Origin of the sequence: Variovorax paradoxus, assembly GCF_029919115.1 — a bacterium.
Lineage (GTDB): Bacteria > Pseudomonadota > Gammaproteobacteria > Burkholderiales > Burkholderiaceae_C > Variovorax > Variovorax paradoxus_O.
Map to the genome: position 1 here is coordinate 4,234,688 of NZ_CP123990.1, position 17,168 is coordinate 4,251,855.

Genomic DNA, 17,168 nt, shown 5'->3' on the forward strand with positions numbered 1-17,168 from the left:
AACGCATCAATGTTTGCGAAGGCGCGAGCGCGCAAGCGTCTATTAGAGTACGCGCATGTCCTTGTGCCCATGCGATCTCCTCGCCCGTTCCCTGGCCGTCGGCGCTCTGGCCCTTGGGCTCGCCGCCGCGGCCCATGCACAGTCGACGCCGTTGGACAAGGGCGAAACGCTTCCCTCCATCACAGTGAACGCAAGGGGCCGTTCGGAGGCCGCCCAGCAAGTTCCGATCCCGCTGACCTCGATCGATGGCGAGGCCCTCGAGACGCAGCAAAGCTGGCGGCTCGAAGACCTGCAGCAATGGTTGCCGAGCACCAGCATCACCTTCGGCGATCCGCGGCAATCGGCCGTCGCGGTGCGCGGCGTCGGCAGGAATCCATCGAACGACGGCCTTGAGGGCAGCACGGGCATCTACCTCGACAACGTCTACCTGGGCCGCGCGGGCATGGCGACATTCGACCTGCTCGACCTCGACCGGGTGGAGCTGCTGCGCGGGCCGCAAGGCACGCTTTTCGGCAAGAACACGACCGCCGGCGTGCTGGCGTTACACACACGTCCGCCGAGCCGCGAGACCGAGCGCAGCCTGCAACTCTCGATCGGGCAGCGCGGCCTCGCGCAGGGGCAAGCCATCTTCTCGGGCGCCTTGTCGGAAGAGACGGGGGGCCGGCTGCTGGTGTACGGCACCCATGAACGCGGCAGCATCGAGAACATCTACGATGGCGGCCGCGTCAACGGAGGCAACCGATCCGGCGTTCGCGGCCAATGGCTGCTGCGCCGTGGCGACACCTTCAGCCTGCGGCTGATCGCCGATGCGCACCGCGAGCGCTCCACCTACGGCACCCGTGTCCTCTACTCGCTGGGAAGCGGACCGGCGCTGGCCCGTGCACTGGCCGGCGGCGCCACCGGCATCGTCACCGACCCGCGGCGCTATGCGGTCAATACCGATGGCGTGGAGCGCGTCGATCTCGACCAGGGTGGCGTGTCGGCCGAAGCGAGCTGGAAGCTCGGGTCCGGCGCCAGCGTCACGTCCATCACCGCCGGCCGCTCATGGAGTTTCGTGCCGACGACCAACGACAACCTCAATATCCCCGTGCTGATCGACGGCGGCTCCCGCGTGCGCCAGCAGCAGTTCTCGCAGGAGCTGCGCTACGCGGGGCCAACCGGCGGTGTGGTCGACTATGTGGTGGGCGCGTTCTACATGCGCCAGCGCATGCGCAACGAGATATTCACCGTGTTCGGTCCGCGGGCGGACATCGTTCTGCAGGGAACGTCCGTGCCGGTGCTCGCCAACGCGAGCACCGTGAGCTTCGGCGCGCTCGATACGGAGAGCTTCGCGCTCTTCTCCCAGGCCACGTGGCACGCCACGTCCAGGCTCGACCTCACGGCCGGCCTGCGCATCACGCAGGAGCGCAAGGACGGGCGCACCCAACGCGGCGACTCGACGGGTGGTGCCCCTGCCACCGCGTTCCTGCGCAATCGTCCGATCGTGCTTGGTGCCTACGACACAGGCTCGCTGGCCATCCGTAAGACCAGCCCATCGGCGCTCCTGAGTGCGAGCTATCGGCTGGGCGACGACGCGATCGGCTACTTGAGCTTTTCGCACGGCGAGCGGTCGGGTGGGATCAATCTGGCGGGACCGGGTGCCGCTCCCGGCCCGCTCGGCGCCTCGTCGCTGATCATCGGGCCTGAACGTGTCGACAGCCTGGACGTTGGCGTCAAGAGCAGCCTGTGGAATGATCGCCTGGCACTGAACCTGAACGCCTTCCTGGCAGGCGTGCGCGGCTACCAGACGTCGATGTTCGTGCCCGCCGGCGCAGGTGCGGGCAACTACGTCGAGATCCTCACGAACGCGGGCGATCTCCGCAGCCGTGGACTGGAGCTGGATGCCACTGCGCGACCGGCGCGCGGCCTGACCGTGTGGGCCAACGCCGCCTTCAACGATGCACGCTATGGACGCTACGAGGACGCGCCTTGCCCGTCAGAGCGCGCGTTCGCGCCACAGGGGCGCTGCAGCCTGACCGGACGGCAGGTTGCCGGGACGCCGCGCTGGACAATCAACGTGGGCGCCGAATACCGCAGGTCCGTGAGCCCCGCCACCCAGCACTTCGTTTCAGCGGCGTACGCCTGGCGGTCCGCACAGGACGGCACGCTCGACGGGTCGGTCCACTCGCGCATTCCAGCCTATGGCCTGCTGAACCTCGCCACCGGTTGGAAGGTCGCACGGGGCAATGAAATCTGGAGCATTTCGCTCTGGTTGCGCAACGCGCTCGACAAGAAGTATTTTCCGACCGTGGCTGCCACTGCGAACGGTGCCTACGTAGCATCGGTCGGGACGCCGCGCACCCTGGGAGTGACAGTCCGGCTGGACTACTGACCTGTTGGACTCCTCCGATCTCTGGCCTCCAACACTCCCTGCACGAACCTGGGACACGGAAAGCGCGTGGGCATTGATGTGAGAACATCTGCGTGAGGCTCTTTGCCTTCTCAAGGCCGCAGCCGGTGCGTCGGCCGTGTTCCCGTTCTCGCATGCCGTGCGATGGGTCAGGTGACTTGTTCGAGCGGCGCAGCCGGAAGCGCGAGGCGGAATGTCGAACCGCTGGTGCCTGTCTCGTGCAGTGTCACGTCGCCGCCATGGCGTCTCGCGATCTCGCGCGACAGGTGAAGCCCCAGTCCAGTGCCGGCCACTGCGCTCGCCGTTTCGGCACGGAAATATTTCTCGAAGATGCGGGCCTTGTCGGCCATTGCGACTCCCGGTCCGCGGTCGATCACGTCGACCTGCACGATGTCGCCCGTCTGCCGCAGCACCACATGCACCGGTCGCTCCGGCGGCGAGTACTTCAATGCGTTCTGCATCAGGTTCTGCAGCGCGATCTCGAGCAGCGCTCGATCGCCGCGCACCTTGGGCAGGGGTTCGCGCACGTCGATGGACAGGCGCGGAGCGCCGGGAAAATGGAAGCTCTCGCACAGGCCGCGCGCGAGCGGCGCCATGTCAAAGACTTCGAGGCGAAGCACCCGGTTCTCGGGCTGGAGGCGGTCGGCCAGCAGGATGTTCTCGATCAGCATGGTCAGGCGCTGCACGGCGCGCCGGATCCGCTCGGTGCGCTGCTTCACCATCGGCTCCACGCCCAGCTTCGAGATGTCGAGCGATTGCGCCGCGCCGTCGATCACTGTCAAGGGCGTGCGGAACTCGTGCGACACCATCGAGACAAACTCGCGCTGCTGCACGATCGCCTGGCGCTCGACTTCGAGCGACTCTCGCAGCCGGGCTTCCAGACGGGCGCGGGCCGCAATCTCCTCGTGCAACGCGGCATTGGTCTGCTGCAGTTCGGCGGTGCGTCGGACGACCGTGCCTTCAAGCGCCTGCTCAGCTTCCAGCCGCACCGCGTGCACGCGCTCGCGCTCGATGCGGTAGTCGCGCTCGGCGCGCCGCGTCCGGTCGGCCACGGCCACATTCAGCAGGACGAGGTGGCACATGGTGCCGAGCCAATAGATGCGGTCGGGTGGCACGCCGGGCACCCCGTCGCCGAGCCAGAGCTTCAACAGCCCGTAAAGCCCCAGCACCGTTCCCACCGCGAAGGCGGAGGCCGCAAGCAGGTATTGGAACTGGTGCCGCACGAAGAGCAGGTAGCAGACGAAAACCGCGCCGAACAGCGTGGACGCGGTGCTGCCCGCGCTCGCCCAGCTCGCCATGGCGGCGTGATGGCCGGCCAGGACCAGCACGAGCACAACGAAGTTGAAGGCCACGACGGCGTTGAAGAAATGTGCCGCGGGCCGCCAGTGGCGCCGAAACTGGAAGATGCGCGACATGAACGCGGTACCCACCATGTTGAAGAAGCAATTGACGGCAAGCAGCGTTTGAGCGACGCGTTCGGGGCGAGCGTCGAGGAACCACTGCGCTGCAAACCCCTGGCGGTTGATCGACAGAGCCGCGATGCAGAGCACGTACAGCGCGTAGTGGGCGTAGAGCCCGTCCCGCAGCCAAGCCCCGAAGATCAGGTTCATGCAGACGGCGAGCAGGACGGCGCCAAGCAGCACGCCCATGATGGTGTAGTCGGCCGTGCGGTCGCGCTCGAAGCCGATAGGCTGCCACAGTTCCAGTTCGGCCCGCAGCGACGGCCCGTCGTTGCGCACCCTCAGAAAATAGACAGCCGGCTCGGTCGAAATGTCGAGCGGGAATACGAAGTTGTGGTCGGGGATCTCTCGCTCCGAGAACGGGCGGGCGTCGCCGAGCGACGTGTCGATGAATCCGCCGCGACCGTCCGGCGCATACAAGGTGACTTCGTGGATGCGCGGCGGTCGCACGCGCAGCAGCCATCGTGCGGGCGCATCGACCGTGCGCGCGAGCGAGAAGCGCAGCCACACCGCGTCGCGGCTGAAGCCTTCCTCCACCGGCCCTTCGAGCGGCGCGAAGCCGCTTCGCTGCGCGCCGCGCGCGACGTCGGCGATACGCCACCCGCCCGAGGGATCGCGCTGGATCTCGAAGCCCCCGGAGAGTTGGATGCCGTGCCCGAGGCCATCGGAAGCCGACAGTACCAGCGCCTGGGCGGGCATCGCAAAGCACCACAGCAGCAGGAACAGCAGAACAAGCAAGCGGCCCGGACCCGCCCGGGTGGTTTCGACGTCGAGGCGCATTGGGACGCGACTTTATACTTTCCGGGCCATGCCATCCCCGAGCCAGCGTACCGGTCTTCTCGTCCATGTGATCGAGGACGACGAAGACATCCGTGCAGAAACCGTCTTCGCACTCGGAGAGCTCGGCTTCGAGGTGGAAGGCTTCGGCGACGCCCCGTCGTTCTACAAGGCCTTCGCGGTCCGGCCCTGCGACATCGCCGTGGTGGACATCGGCTTGCCGGGCGAGAGCGGCCTCGCGATCGTTTCACATCTGCGCGCAGTGCAGCGACGGCTGGGACTGGTACTGGTCACCGCACGGGGCGAGCTTAAGGACCGGCTGCTGGGGCTGCGCGAAGGCGCAGACGCCTACCTGGTGAAGCCGGTGAACATGCTGGAGTTGGCCGAGACGCTCAACGCCGTCGGTCGGCGACTCACGGTCGCCTCGCAGGGAGACGCAGCGACCTCGCCGCCCGCACCCGCCGGCTGGCGCCTGCTCGAGGGCGACTGGATCCTGGGCGACCCCGAAGGGCGGCAGATGGCCCTCACCACGAGCGAGCGCGCCTTCCTCGGCTGTCTTTTCGGGCAGCGCGGCACAGCGGCGAGCCGCGACGACCTGATCCGCGCGCTTGGTGGCGACGTGTTCGATTTCGACGAGCACCGCATCGATGCGATCGCCAGCCGGCTGCGGCGCAAGGCCGCGAAGCTCGGCATGCGCCTGCCGCTGCATTCGGTGCGCGGCACAGGGTACGTGCTGGCGAACTGACGCTGCGCTCTGTCGGGGCGCCCGGGGCCGCGCATGGTCAGGAACCGTCAGAAAAGGTCAGGAAGGGCGCATGAAACAAACAATCAGGGCTTGCAACATGCGGTACGCGCAACGCGCCGCATCTACATGTCCTATTGGTTCCAATCTTCCGAGCGTGCGCACATCATGGTCATCGACGACAGCGTCGAGGAGCTCCAGGTGCTGCTTGCCCCGCTGCGTCGCGCCGGCCATCGCATCAGCCTAGACTTCGACGCGCTCGGAGGCTACCGCCGCGCCGAAGTGCTGCAGCCGGACTTGATTCTTCTTGACATGCACTTGGGAGCCACCAGCGGCTTCGAGGTGTGCCGGCTGCTGAAGGCGGATCAAACCACAGCGCACATTCCGGTGATTTTTCTCACCACAGGCGCGACGCTCGAGGAGCGGCTGACCTGTCTGCGAGAGGGCGGCGTCGACTACATCCTCAAACCCTTCCAACCCGACGAAGTGCTGGTCCGCATCTCGGTCCATCTCGCGCTCGCACGCCGCGGCGCGCAACCGCGCGACGGTGTCGCCGAGGCGCGCCGCAGACCGTCGGAGTCCGAAGAGGAAGTGCCCTACAAGCTGGACCGCGTGATCGCCACGGCCGCGCAGCGGCTCATTGAGCGCGACCTTGCGAACATCCCACCGCTGCCCGCGCTCGCCGCACGCGTGGGCACGCACGAGAAGCGGCTCACGCGGGCATTCCGTGCCCACACGGGGCGAACCGTGCTCGAGTTCGTGCGCGAGGAACGGCTGTCGCGCGCCCAGCATCTCCTCGCCCAGTCGCGGCTCAGCATCGAGGACGTGGCGCACGCGATTGGGTTCTCGGGTGCCGCGAACTTCACGACGGCGTTCAAGGAACGCTTCGGCAGCACGCCTGCGGCGTATCGGCAACTGAGTCGCGATTGTGCGTGCGGCGCGTGAAAAAAAAGCGGCATTCCAGCGGCGCATGGTTGCGTTCGATGTGACGTGGTGGGCCGCGAGATTCTCCAGTACTTCCACGGTCTGCTCGACGACAACGGCGCCCCAGCTGAGCGCGCGACCAGTTTCCGACGCAGTGACAACTTGGTATTGATTGCCGCCGAAATTTGACCCAGCGGGGGTGGGGATAAAACTCGGACTGGTTTATGTCGCAAGTCCAAGACACTCTCGCCGTGGCCTTCCTCGATTCAGGAAGCGCCTCGCGAACCCACTCAGTCAACGTCCCCCGACCGGATAATCCAAGATCCTCGTCGTTGCAGCAATGCAGCGATCATGAGTGAGGTAGTGCTCGACAGCCGTCTCCTTCTGCGCCTTCGAGTACTTGGGGACTTGACCCGAATAGCCCACAGCAAGGACGCTTGGGCGCGCGGCAAGCGCTGCATCATTCCGGCGCCAGCTTCGATGAACCAAACTGGGAAACGGGCAAGAACGTCTGGTGGCGTTTTCGGCGTGCTGATGGTGCGACCTGGGGCTTGGCCGGGCTCTGGAATACCTGGATCGACAAGGAAACCGGGGAGGTGCGGGACAACTGCACGATGCTGACGTTGAACGCCGATGGCCACCCGCTCATGGGGCGCATGCACAAGCCGACCCGAAGCTTTCGCCAGACCAGCAGGACAAGCGCCGACTGATTCCGCTTGAGGCGCACGACTTCGACCGCTGGCTGACGTGCACCGTCGAGGAAGCGAAGACGATGTTGAAGGTGCCGCCCGTTGGACAGTTCGATGCTGCGCCGGTGGCGTGATGAATGGCAGGAGGAGGAGGACCTCTAATTAACGGCATTAATTGTTGGGCGCCTCGGCCGCGAGTCTCTCGTTCGACAGGCTCCCGTCCTCAATGTTGCGGCGTAGTGCTGACGGGATGTCAACTGAGGAACCAGGGAAAAGTTGAAACTCTTGGAGGCCGCATCATCTACGGTACTCCCAAGGGCATGGCGTTTGACCTACTATCAAAAACGTTAATTAGGGAAAATAACTTCCGTTGGAAGTTAAGACCACGAACAGCAACTTATGACGACCGCCGTAGTCACCGTTACAGCCCTCAAGAAGCACCTCACGCCTACGCGTCGAGCGGGGCGGGCGAGCTACGCAGTACGCGTCCTGAAGAAGCGTCCACAGACAGTCGTGCGCGTGAGCGATCAGACGTACAACACGTTCCGCAAGATCGCAGACCCGGCTAACGCGCACCTCTTTACGGCTGAGTCCGCGCTAGACGCTTTCGCGCACATCGACTGAGCCGAGCCTCCGTTGGCGACTCGTTGCACGCAAGCCTTGCGTCGGCAACTCACCACTTTGGGCGAAGATCCGGACAACTTCGCTGCCGAATTTGACCAATGGAAATCGCTCGGCTTGGCTGGGGAGTACTCCAACTACTTGTTTGGAAAAGACGGCTCGTATGTTGCCCCAGCTGGACTGGAACATGTCCATCTGGTCCCCCTGGAAACTGCTGCGCTTGTGAAGTGGAATCTTCAGTGGCGGAGACGATCACGAAAGGTGAGTGATCGAGCGCTGGTGTATGCGAGTGACCAAACCCATGGCCACTTGCTGATTTACATCCTAGGTGAGCCGACCGCACATGAGGTGGCGTTATTGCGGACCACATCAAACACTGATGCGAAAGCTCGCTCGTATTGCGAACGCGTTCATAGAGCGCGGCGCCGTGATTGGATGACGGCTCTCTCTGGAGGGCTTTTTACGCTCGAAGCCAGCGTCACTTCCCGCTCCAAGAGTAAGGACGCTGAGACGACGGGGGCCGTGGTCGCGGAGCCCAGCGGTACACGAAAGAGGAGCGCCAGGCAGTTCGGCTGAGGGCGCTGCGCATAGCGATCACTCATCGCCAAACCGACGTCGGCTTGAATGCGTGTTCACAAACCGATGCCTCCGCCTTTCAAACGAATCGCGGAATCGGTCCCTTCTGCGGCGTGGTGTCATCGCCCAGGTCGAGCGCCACGCGATCGATGAAACACCAGCCCCAGCCCTCAGGCGGGTCGTAGCCCTCGATGACCGGATGGCCGGTGGCGTGGAAATGCGCGCGCGCATGGCGATTGGGCGAGTCGTCGCAGCAGCCGACGTGGCCGCAGGTCCGGCACAGCCGCAGGTGCACCCAGGGGCTGCCTGACTTCAGGCATTCCTCGCACCCAAGGGCACTGGGCGTGACATGGTGGATCGCATCGGTATGGGTGCAGTGCTTGCTCATGCGCAAAGCATAGCGTTCATCGGGTGAGATGAGGTCGACACACGGCCTTGCGCAAAGACACGGGCCAGTGGAAACCTCGGTGTTCGTTGAGGGCGCCCGAGGGGTCTGACAGGTTCGCGCTGTACTTCGACTGCAAAACGGATCAGCGCCTCTCGCAGTCTCACGGTAGACAGAGCGCCACCGACCCCATGGCGGGTCGACGTCGTTTCGGTCGTGCCGTTATCCCTCCTTGTCTGGGACAGCACGGTTGCCGCTTGCCAGCCACGCTGAGAGGTCCCCGCCAGCTCGGCCTGCGCCAAGGCGGCAGTCGGGGCACCCATGTTCCCCTGTGGAAGCGACCAAGGTAGCCGTGGTCACTGCGGCGGAATCGCCATCGGGTCCATCCAAAGGGCTTCCCAGACGTGGCCGTCCGGATCGGCCAGGTTGCGGTTGTACATGAACCCCAGATCCTGGATGGGGTTGACGTCGGCAGTGCCGCCCGCCTTCGCCGCGGCGTCGTTCATCAGGTCGACCGCGCGCTTGCTCTCACAGGTGATCGCGAGCATCACCTCGCTCGAGCCTGCGGCGGGAAGCGGGCGGCTGGTGAAGCTGCGCCATTTCGCATGGGTGAGCAGCATCACGCAGATGTTCTCGCTCCACACCATGCAGGCGGCGGTGTCGTCGGTGAACTGGGGGTTGTTGTCGAACCCCAGCGCCTCGTAAAAGGCCTTGGATCGGGGCAGATCGGCCACTGGCAGGTTCACGAAAATCGACTTGGTCATGAGAGTCTCCGCAGGTTGGGGCGAGCACCCTTGCTCGCCTGTCCGAACCATACGAATCGTCACTGCGCCACGCATTGACGTTTGGTAAGACGTGCGCCGCGCCTAGCCGGCCCCGAGCGCGATGGCCTTGCGCAGACGGCTGAGGCTTTCGGGGGTGATGCCCAGCCATGCCGCGACATGGTGCTGCTTCAAGCGCTTGTGCAGCTCCGGTTCCCTGCGGATGAAGTCGCGGTAGCGTTGCATGGCGGTGTCGTGGCGGAACGCGATCTCGGCCGGTTCCTTCTCGATGATCCAGTGACGCTCCAAGTATCGGATGTAGAACGCCGCGACGTCGGGAAAGCTGCGCACGAGTGCTCTGAACGCAGCGAATTCGTACTCCAGAACGGTGCTGTCCTCGATCGCAGTGATCGTGAAGAGGCTGGGCTGGCTGAGCAAGGTCGCGCTGACCGAGGCGGCGATGCGGCCCTCCGGGAAGAAATACTTGATCACCATGTTGCCGTCCGGGCCGACGTGGTGCTGCGAGAACAGCCCCTCGGACACGAACGCGAATGTGGTCGGTACTTCGCCCGCCACGATGAACGACTCGTCCTTGCGGTAGTGCCGTTGCCGCAAGAGCGGTGCCCAGGCGCGCTGTGCTTCCTCGGAGAGGTCTGCGTAAGTGCGGATTTTTTGAAAGAATTTATCGGCGCTCATTCAATCCACCTGTTCGGGCCAATCGCAGTGTTGGCGCAGTGTGCATCATCAGTCGTGGCCTGAAATGTCGTGGCCCGTGCGCGCAGCAACTTGACCCAACGCCGGATGATGAAGACGTACTCGCCCGTGGCGTCGTAGGCTGCCCGGCTGGTGTGCTCCAGGTCTTCGCGGTTCATCGAGCTACCTCCATGGCCGGGCCGCGTTGCGCAAGTCCGAAGTCGGCAAGACCGGGGCACCTAAGCGCAATTCCTACAGCGGCCATCCCGTTCAGCCCACAGGACACTCCAGCGTTGCCGCGAGCATTGGGGCTCGGCATTTTGCCGAGATGATGAAAAAGGAGCAGCCATGCCCAAGCGAGCACAAGATCCGGGCGACGAAGCGGGCCGTCTCGATCCCATCGGCCCTCACGGTCCCAATCCCCGGTCGCGCGGCCAAGTGCGCGGCGGCGACGCCGGCGCAGAAGCCGAAGTCAATTTCGACGACGACGAGATCTACTCCGGCACCGGCAACAACAGCCGCCGCGGCGGCACTTCCAAAAGCGGGGGTGGAGACAGCGGTGCACTCGGCCCACCCTCGGAACAGTTGTCAGACAGCAATCAACCGCGCGAGAAAAACGCGAGCGGAACGCGCTGAGGTGGGGCAGTGACTTGACGTTCGCAGCGCGTTCCTCGAGGCATCTGGCCTTTCTTCGCGAACCCCAGCACCTTCGTCGCGCCGGCGCGCGCCTGCCTGGCCTCCAGCAGCCCGCCCGCGGGGAGCGGGTCTGGGGTGCTAGAGGACCGCTTGCGCAAAACCTTGACAGGGTGGTCGTCGAACCTTGGCGCCGGCGGCACGACGACGCGGAGCCCGTCCCGCCGCTCGTCGTCAGCCAGGACGGGCCAGTCCGGAAAGCAGGGCTCGCGCGAGTTGCGAGCGGCCATTGCTGCACCGTGCGAACCCGCCGCCCACGCGCCTGCTCGGGCCACGTCACCTTTGAGGGCTCGCGTCCACCCGGTGGTCGATGGACAGTTCACACGCAGGGGATCCCCGTGGGCAGCCGTGCCGAGGCGGTCGAAAAGCACTTCAAGGACCACAAGCGGTCGCAACGAGATCGGCGCCTTCATCGTCCTGCGGCGCCGGTGGCTTGCGCATGAGGCGGGTACCGACCCCATCCTGAGCACAGCGCCTTGGACGACCGATCACGGTCCAGGCAGGGAAAGCTGGATGCCTGCTGCTCCGGTGCCGGGCTGCCACGGACGCTGTCCCCATCCCTCCAATTTGCAGAAATCGTGGTGACACGTAACAATCGGCTACAAAAAAAACCGATTAATTCGGGGAGAAGCGCCCCGCGAGTGAACGCGCAAGGCGCAGACCACTTCCGTGTTCCCCACCATTCTGGCCCGGCTTGCGTCCGGGTGGCCATGCCATGAACCGTACCCACCGCATCGTCGTCAATCGCCGCACCGGCGCCCGCCAAGCCGTTTCCGAAACCGCGAAGGCATCGACCGGGGGGCGTCCGGCGCTCGGCTGCGCCTTGGCCGTGGGTGCCGCGCTGCTCATCGCGGCTGCACCGCCGGCGCGGGCACAGGCGCAATTCGTGTGGGTGTCGCCAGTGGCGGGCAGCTGGTTCAACCCTGGCAACTGGGACGTCGGCGCGGTGCCGACGGCAGCCGACAACGTGGTCGTCTTCGGTCCCGGCACGGCGCAGGTCTCGGGCAGCGGTGTCGTCGCACGGGCCAATTTCTTCACCATCACGCAGGCCGACACCGAGGGCTCGGCGTCGGTGACGAACGGCGGCACGCTCACCGTCGCCAGATCGATGTTCGGATTCACGGGCCCGGCGACGATGCTGGTCGACGGCGCCAATTCGGTGTTCAACGCGGGCCGCCTGCTCGTGGGCTTCTCCGCGCCGGGCACGCTGACGGTCTCCAACGGCGGCACGGTCCGCGCGGAAGTGATCGAACTCGGCGCAGACGCCGGTGGCGTGGGCACGCTCAATCTCAACGCCGGCGGCACGCTCGAAACGGGCGGGGACAACGGCCTGGTGCCCGCGAAGCCGGTGGCCAGCGATGCGTTCAACTGGTCGGGCGGCACACTGCGCGTGAGCGGCGCCGACCTGAACACCGGCATCGACGCCACGCTGACCGGCGCGGGCTCCACCCTCGACACCAATGGATTGAGCGCGACGCTCTCGGGCGTGCTCTCGGGCGGCGGCGAGCTCATCAAGACCGGCCCGGGGACGCTCACGCTCTCGGGTGCCAACACCTACGGCGGCGGCACGCGCCTCTTCCAAGGCGTGCTGGCCCTCGGCCATGCGTCGGCACTCGGAACCGGCGCGCTGTTGATCGCCGATGGACAACTGCAGGGCACCGCCACGATGAGCGTGGCCAACCCGATCAATCTCGCCGGCGCAGCCACGTTCGCGGCCAGCCCGGGCACGACGCTGCGCCTGACGGGCGAGATCGCTTTCGGCGCCGACCTGAACATCGGCGCGCCGGGCCAGAACGGCACCGTGGAGATCGCGAGCGACAACGGCGGGCTCTTGAACGCCGGCGACCTGCGCGTCAACCACGGCACCTTGCGTGCGGACGGCGGCATGCTGGCGCGCATGGTGGAGGTCGCGCCGACCACCTACGTGGCGTCGGGCGCGTTGCTGGACTTCAACGACAGCCTCGCCTATCCGGTGTCGATCCGCAACCTGCAGGGCAACGGACGCGTCAGCACCGGCACCATCGAAGCCAGTGCGGTGGGCGTGCAGGCCGGCGACTTCTCGGGTGTGATTGAAGGCCGGGGCAACCTGCACAAGGACGGTGCCGGCAGCTTCACGCTGCGCGAGGCGGCAACCTACGAAGGCGCGACGACCGTCTTCGAGGGCAACCTGATGCTCGCGGGCAACGGCGCGCTGCCCACCGGCAGTGCGCTCTTGGTGAACGGCGGCGCGAGCTTCGATGCCTCGGCCGTCAATGCCGCGGGCATGACCGTCAGCACGCTGTCGGGCGGCGGCACGGTGCAGATGGGCACGAAGTCGCTGACGCTGGCCGGTGCCGCGAACGGCAACTTCAGCGGCAGCATCCACGGCAGCAACGCGCTCTTCAAGACCGGCACGGGAACGCTGACCCTCGCAGGTGCCAACACCTACACCGGCGGCACGTCGGTCTCGGGCGGCACGCTGGCCCTCGCGGGCGCCGGCTCGCTGATCGGCAGCAGCGCGGTCGATGTGGCGAGCGGCGCCACCTTCAGCATTGCCGGGCTCGACGCCGCGGGCACCACCATCGGGTCGCTCGCAGGCGATGGGCGCGTGCTGCTGGGCGCCAAGACGCTGCGGACCGTCGGTGCCGCGAATGCGGTCTTCGGCGGCGTGATCGAAGGCTCGGGGGGGCTGCTCAAGCAGGGCAGCGGCACTTTCTATCTCAACGGCGTGAACACCTACACCGGCACGACTGTCGTGCAGGCCGGCCGGTTGTCGGTGGGCGCCACCGCCGCCGACAGCGGTGCGCGCATCGCGGGCGCGGTCGACGTGGCTTCGGGCGCCACGCTCGGCGGCTTCGGCAGCATCGGCGGCGATGTGACGATCGGCGGCGGCGCGCATCTCGCCCCCGGCGACCCTGCAGCGGGCAACGGCATCGGCACGCTGCGCATCGGCGGCAACCTGACGCTGGGCGCAGGCAGCCAGCTCGATTTCGACTTCGGCGCGCCGAGCGGCGTCGCGTCGGTGCCGGGACAGGGTGACAGCGTCTCGGTCGGAGGCCATCTTTCCATCAGCGCTTCCACGCTGAACGTGCGCAATGCGGGCGGCATGGGGCCGGGTCTCTACAACCTCTTCACATGGGGCAGCGGGCTGACGATCGCAGGCGGCGGCTTCGCGCCGCCTGCGGGCAGCAGTGTGCAGATCCTGACGAGCAGCAAGCAGATCAACCTCATCACCGCCGCGGGCTATACGCTGAACTTCTGGAATGGCAACGGGCTGGCGAGCCCGTCGCAACTGGGTGGCGGCGACGGCATCTGGTCGGCCACGCAGCCGAACTGGGCCGACGAAGGCGGCGTGGCGAGCGGACCGCTCCAGCCGCAACCCGGTTTCGCGATCTTCGGCGGCGCGGCCGGCAACGTGGCGGTCAGCACCACCGACGGCCCGGTCGCCGCGAGCGGCATGCAGTTCGCGAGCGATGGCTACCGCGTCTCGGGCGGCACCCTCATGCTGGCGGCCAAGGCCGGCCATCCCGCACCGGTGGAGGTGCGCGTGGGCGACGGCAGTTCGGCGAGCGCCGGCTGGACCGCTACCATCGCCAACTCCATCGCAGGCAGCGACGGGCTCGCGAAGACCGGCGCCGGCACGCTCGTGCTGAGCGGGGCCAACAGCTACACCGGCGGCACCACGGTGCGCGCTGGCACGCTGCAGGTGGCGGCCGACAACAACCTGGGCGCGGCCGGCGAAAGCCTCACGCTCGACGGCGGCACGCTGCGCGCGACGAGCGGCTTCGCGACCCACCGGGCGGTCACGCTCGGCGCGGGCGGCGGGGGCGTCGAAGTCGATCCGATCCAGGTGCTCGGACTGAACGGCGCGGTCTCGGGCGACGGCGCGCTGGTCAAGACCGGGCGCGGCACATTGGTGCTCGGCGCGGCCAACAGCCATACGGGCGGCACGGCCGTGAACGCGGGCTCGCTCGAAGCGGCCGTGGCGGGCGCGCTCGGCAGCGGGCCGGTATCGGTGGCGGCGAATGCCTCGCTGCTCTTCACCGGCAGCGCCGACGCGGGGGGCGTGACCATCACCGCCGCCGAGCGCGGCGGCACCGGCAATGCGGGCTTCGTGCGCTTCGGTGGCAGCAGCTCGGCGGGCAGCGCCCGGCTCGTCATGAACAACGGCGCCGCGGCCGAGTTCCGCGACAACGCGAGCGCCGGCAACGCGGTCATCGAGAATCATGGCGGCCTCAGCAATTTCTCGTTCAACGCCACGGCGGGGAAGGCGACCATCACCAACTTCGCCGATGGCCAGATCAACTTGCTGGACAACGCGAGCGCGGGACAGGCGCGCTTCATCAACAGAAGCGGCGGCCTGATCGACGTCTTCGACAACGCCACCGCCGACCAGGCCACGGTGGTCAACGAAGCCGGTGCGCGCCTACGCATCCGCTCGCTCGCCGCGGACGGCATCTCGATCGGCTCGCTCAGCGGTGCGGGCGAGGTGATCCTCGGTGCCAAGGCGCTGACCACCGGAGGGCTCAATGCCGACACCGAAATCTCTGGCGCAATCTCGGGCACGGGCGGCTCGATCGTCAAGGTCGGCAGCGGCGCGCTCACGCTGTCGGGCGCCAACACCTACACCGGCGGCACCGCGCTGCGCCAGGGCCGGCTGAACGTCGCCCACGACCAGGCGCTGGGCAGCGGTGTGCTGACGATGGACGACGACACGACGCTGGGCTTCGGCGCCGACGGCCTGAACATCGCCAATGCGATCCAGCTCACCGGCAAGAACGACCCGGTCATCGACACCGGCGCCTTCGACGGCACGCTGAGCGGCGGCATCAGCGGCGGCGGCTTCATCACCAAGCAGGGCACGGGCACGCTGACGCTGCTCGGCTCCAACAGCTACACCGGCGCAACCCACGTGGCCCAAGGCACGCTGAAGGCCGGCTCGGCCGGCACGCTCAGCGCGAGCTCGGCGCACAGCGTGGCTGCGGGTGCGACGCTCGACCTCGCCGGCTTCAACCAGACGGTCGCCTCGCTCGCCAACAGCGGCACGGTCTCGCTCATGGGCGCCACACCGGGCACGACGCTCACGGTCAATGGCAACTATGCAGGCAACAACGGCGTGCTGAGGCTGGGCACCGCGTTGAACGCAACGGGCCCGTCGGACCGCCTCGTGATCAACGGCGGCACGGCGAGCGGAAAGACGAGCGTGCAGTTCGCCAATCTCGGTGGGCTGGGCGCGCTCACTGGCGGCGACGGCATCGAGGTGATCACCGCGCTGAACGGCGCGACGACCACCGCACAGACCACCAAGGATGCTTTCACGCTCGCGGGCGGCCAGGTGAACGCTGGTGCCTACGAGTACCGCCTCTACGCAGCGGATGCGAGCGGCGCGGGCGAGAACTGGTACCTGCGCTCCAGCATCCCCGGCGCCACGCCGCCGGCCGCGCCTGTCATCACGTACCGCGCCGAAGCCTCCCTGTACGCGGCGCTGCCGAACCAGCTGCGCCAGGGCAATCTCGCGATGCTGGGCGACCTGCGCAAGCGCGTGGGCGATGACGATGTGAAGGGCACCGCCACCACGCCGACCGGCGCGGACCGCCGCGCGTGGGCACGCGTGCTGTCGAGCGACATCGACATCCGGCAGGGCGGTACGGTCTCGCCGACGAGCACGGGCCGATGGACCGGCTTCCAGGCCGGCACCGACCTGCTGACGACGCCGAACTGGCGCGCCGGCCTCTACGTCGGCCAGCTCGATGGCGACGCGAGCGTCAGCGGCTTCGCAAGCGGCGTGAATCACCTGAGAGCCGGCCGTGCCGACTTGCGCAGCCAGTACGTGGGGGTCTACGGCACCTACACCGGCGACAGCGGCTTCTACGCCGATGCCGTGGTGCAGTCGGCCCGCCATCGCTACACCGTTCAATCGAGCATCGGCATGGGTGCCGAGGGCAAGGGCAACAGCCTGCTGGGCTCGCTCGAAGTCGGCCAAATCTTTGCTTTGGGCGGGAGCGGCTGGCGCATCGAACCGCAACTGCAACTGATCCACCAGCGCCTCGACCTGGGCAACTCGACCATCGTGGGCGCCGCCGTGCAACCCGACGCCGACAGCGGCTGGATCGCGCGCGCAGGCGTTCGCGTGAAGGGCCAGATCGACACGGGTATCGGCGCGCTGCAGCCTTATGGCCGCTTCAACGTCTACAAGGCCTCGAGCGGCACCGACATTGCGCACTTCCTCCATGGCGCGACCCGCACCGGCATCGAGGCGCCGACCGGCGGCACGAGCACGGAACTGGCAGGCGGCTTCACGTTGGCCCTCGGGCAGACGACGAGCCTTTACGGCGAAATCGGAAAGCTCTGGTCTTCGGGTGGGAATGCGAAGGTGAAGAGCTCGATCAACGGGTCGATCGGCGTACGTGTGAAGTGGTAACGAAGGCCCGCGCGAACAACGCTGCGCCAAGGCCGCTTTTTTCCGAGGGGGATCACCG

Annotated in this window: 10 protein-coding genes and 2 pseudogenes; 6 read left to right on the forward strand and 6 right to left on the reverse strand. The window is 66.9% G+C overall.

The window, feature by feature from the left end; translation table 11 throughout:
* The first annotated feature begins 184 nt into the window (after window positions 1–184).
* Window positions 185–2,371, forward strand: a complete 2,187-nt coding sequence (locus QHG62_RS20410) for a TonB-dependent receptor (protein WP_281147502.1) — start codon at window positions 185–187, stop codon at window positions 2,369–2,371.
* Window positions 2,372–2,538: 167 nt separating this feature from the next.
* Here QHG62_RS20410 and QHG62_RS20415 read toward each other — a convergent pair whose 3' ends face one another.
* A complete protein-coding gene (locus tag QHG62_RS20415; RefSeq protein WP_281147503.1) occupies window positions 2,539–4,629 on the reverse strand; it encodes a sensor histidine kinase in 2,091 nt (696 codons plus the stop codon).
* Between the two features lie 28 nt (window positions 4,630–4,657).
* Here QHG62_RS20415 and QHG62_RS20420 point away from each other — a divergent pair, with 28 nt between their 5' ends.
* Window positions 4,658–5,371, forward strand: coding sequence for a response regulator transcription factor (locus QHG62_RS20420; protein WP_281147504.1), 714 nt, complete (start codon window positions 4,658–4,660; stop codon window positions 5,369–5,371).
* 126 nt (window positions 5,372–5,497) lie between these two features.
* Window positions 5,498–6,313, forward strand: a complete 816-nt coding sequence (locus tag QHG62_RS20425) for a response regulator transcription factor (protein WP_281147505.1) — start codon at window positions 5,498–5,500, stop codon at window positions 6,311–6,313.
* A gap of 232 nt (window positions 6,314–6,545) precedes the next feature.
* Here the strand turns inward: QHG62_RS20425 and QHG62_RS20430 are convergent.
* Window positions 6,546–6,724, reverse strand: a pseudogene (locus tag QHG62_RS20430) (IS3 family transposase); the annotation flags it as partial.
* Here QHG62_RS20430 and QHG62_RS20435 point away from each other — a divergent pair.
* Window positions 6,722–7,115: pseudogene (locus QHG62_RS20435) on the forward strand (SOS response-associated peptidase family protein); the annotation flags it as partial. The pseudogenes QHG62_RS20430 and QHG62_RS20435 overlap by 3 nt on opposite strands.
* Window positions 7,116–8,257: 1,142 nt before the next feature.
* On the opposite strand, the gene QHG62_RS20440 reads toward QHG62_RS20435, so the two are convergent.
* The 4 genes from QHG62_RS20440 to QHG62_RS20455 form a co-directional block, all read right to left on the reverse strand.
* Window positions 8,258–8,566 carry a UBP-type zinc finger domain-containing protein gene (locus tag QHG62_RS20440; RefSeq protein ID WP_281147506.1) on the reverse strand — a complete coding sequence of 103 codons (309 nt, stop codon included), beginning with the start codon at window positions 8,564–8,566 and terminating at the stop codon, window positions 8,258–8,260.
* A 353-nt stretch (window positions 8,567–8,919) separates the two neighbouring features.
* A complete protein-coding gene (locus tag QHG62_RS20445; RefSeq protein ID WP_281147507.1) occupies window positions 8,920–9,327 on the reverse strand; it encodes a VOC family protein in 408 nt (135 codons plus the stop codon).
* Window positions 9,328–9,429: 102 nt separating this feature from the next.
* A complete protein-coding gene (locus QHG62_RS20450) occupies window positions 9,430–10,020 on the reverse strand; it encodes a Crp/Fnr family transcriptional regulator (protein ID WP_281147508.1) in 591 nt (196 codons plus the stop codon).
* The gene (locus QHG62_RS20455) at window positions 10,017–10,196 is read right to left on the reverse strand and encodes a hypothetical protein (RefSeq protein ID WP_281147509.1); all 180 of its coding nucleotides are present in this window, start codon (window positions 10,194–10,196) and stop codon (window positions 10,017–10,019) included. The genes QHG62_RS20450 and QHG62_RS20455 overlap by 4 nt, the downstream gene beginning before the upstream one ends.
* Window positions 10,197–10,365: 169 nt before the next feature.
* Here QHG62_RS20455 and QHG62_RS20460 point away from each other — a divergent pair, with 169 nt between their 5' ends.
* The gene (locus QHG62_RS20460) at window positions 10,366–10,653 is read left to right on the forward strand and encodes a hypothetical protein (RefSeq protein ID WP_281147510.1); all 288 of its coding nucleotides are present in this window, start codon (window positions 10,366–10,368) and stop codon (window positions 10,651–10,653) included.
* A 772-nt stretch (window positions 10,654–11,425) separates the two neighbouring features.
* Entirely contained in the window at window positions 11,426–17,110 is a 5,685-nt protein-coding gene (locus QHG62_RS20465; protein ID WP_281147511.1) for an autotransporter outer membrane beta-barrel domain-containing protein, read from the forward strand.
* The last annotated feature ends 58 nt before the right edge of the window (window positions 17,111–17,168 follow it).

Coding starts and splice junctions, on each gene's coding strand:
- QHG62_RS20415 (WP_281147503.1), bottom strand. CDS start 4,629: ATGCGCCTCGACGTCGAAACCACCCGGGCGGGTCCGGGCCGCTTGCTT.
- QHG62_RS20420 (WP_281147504.1), top strand. CDS start 4,658: ATGCCATCCCCGAGCCAGCGTACCGGTCTTCTCGTCCATGTGATCGAG.
- QHG62_RS20425 (WP_281147505.1), top strand. CDS start 5,498: ATGTCCTATTGGTTCCAATCTTCCGAGCGTGCGCACATCATGGTCATC.
- QHG62_RS20440 (WP_281147506.1), bottom strand. CDS start 8,566: ATGAGCAAGCACTGCACCCATACCGATGCGATCCACCATGTCACGCCC.
- QHG62_RS20445 (WP_281147507.1), bottom strand. CDS start 9,327: ATGACCAAGTCGATTTTCGTGAACCTGCCAGTGGCCGATCTGCCCCGA.
- QHG62_RS20450 (WP_281147508.1), bottom strand. CDS start 10,020: ATGAGCGCCGATAAATTCTTTCAAAAAATCCGCACTTACGCAGACCTC.
- QHG62_RS20455 (WP_281147509.1), bottom strand. CDS start 10,196: ATGAACCGCGAAGACCTGGAGCACACCAGCCGGGCAGCCTACGACGCC.
- QHG62_RS20460 (WP_281147510.1), top strand. CDS start 10,366: ATGCCCAAGCGAGCACAAGATCCGGGCGACGAAGCGGGCCGTCTCGAT.
- QHG62_RS20465 (WP_281147511.1), top strand. CDS start 11,426: ATGAACCGTACCCACCGCATCGTCGTCAATCGCCGCACCGGCGCCCGC.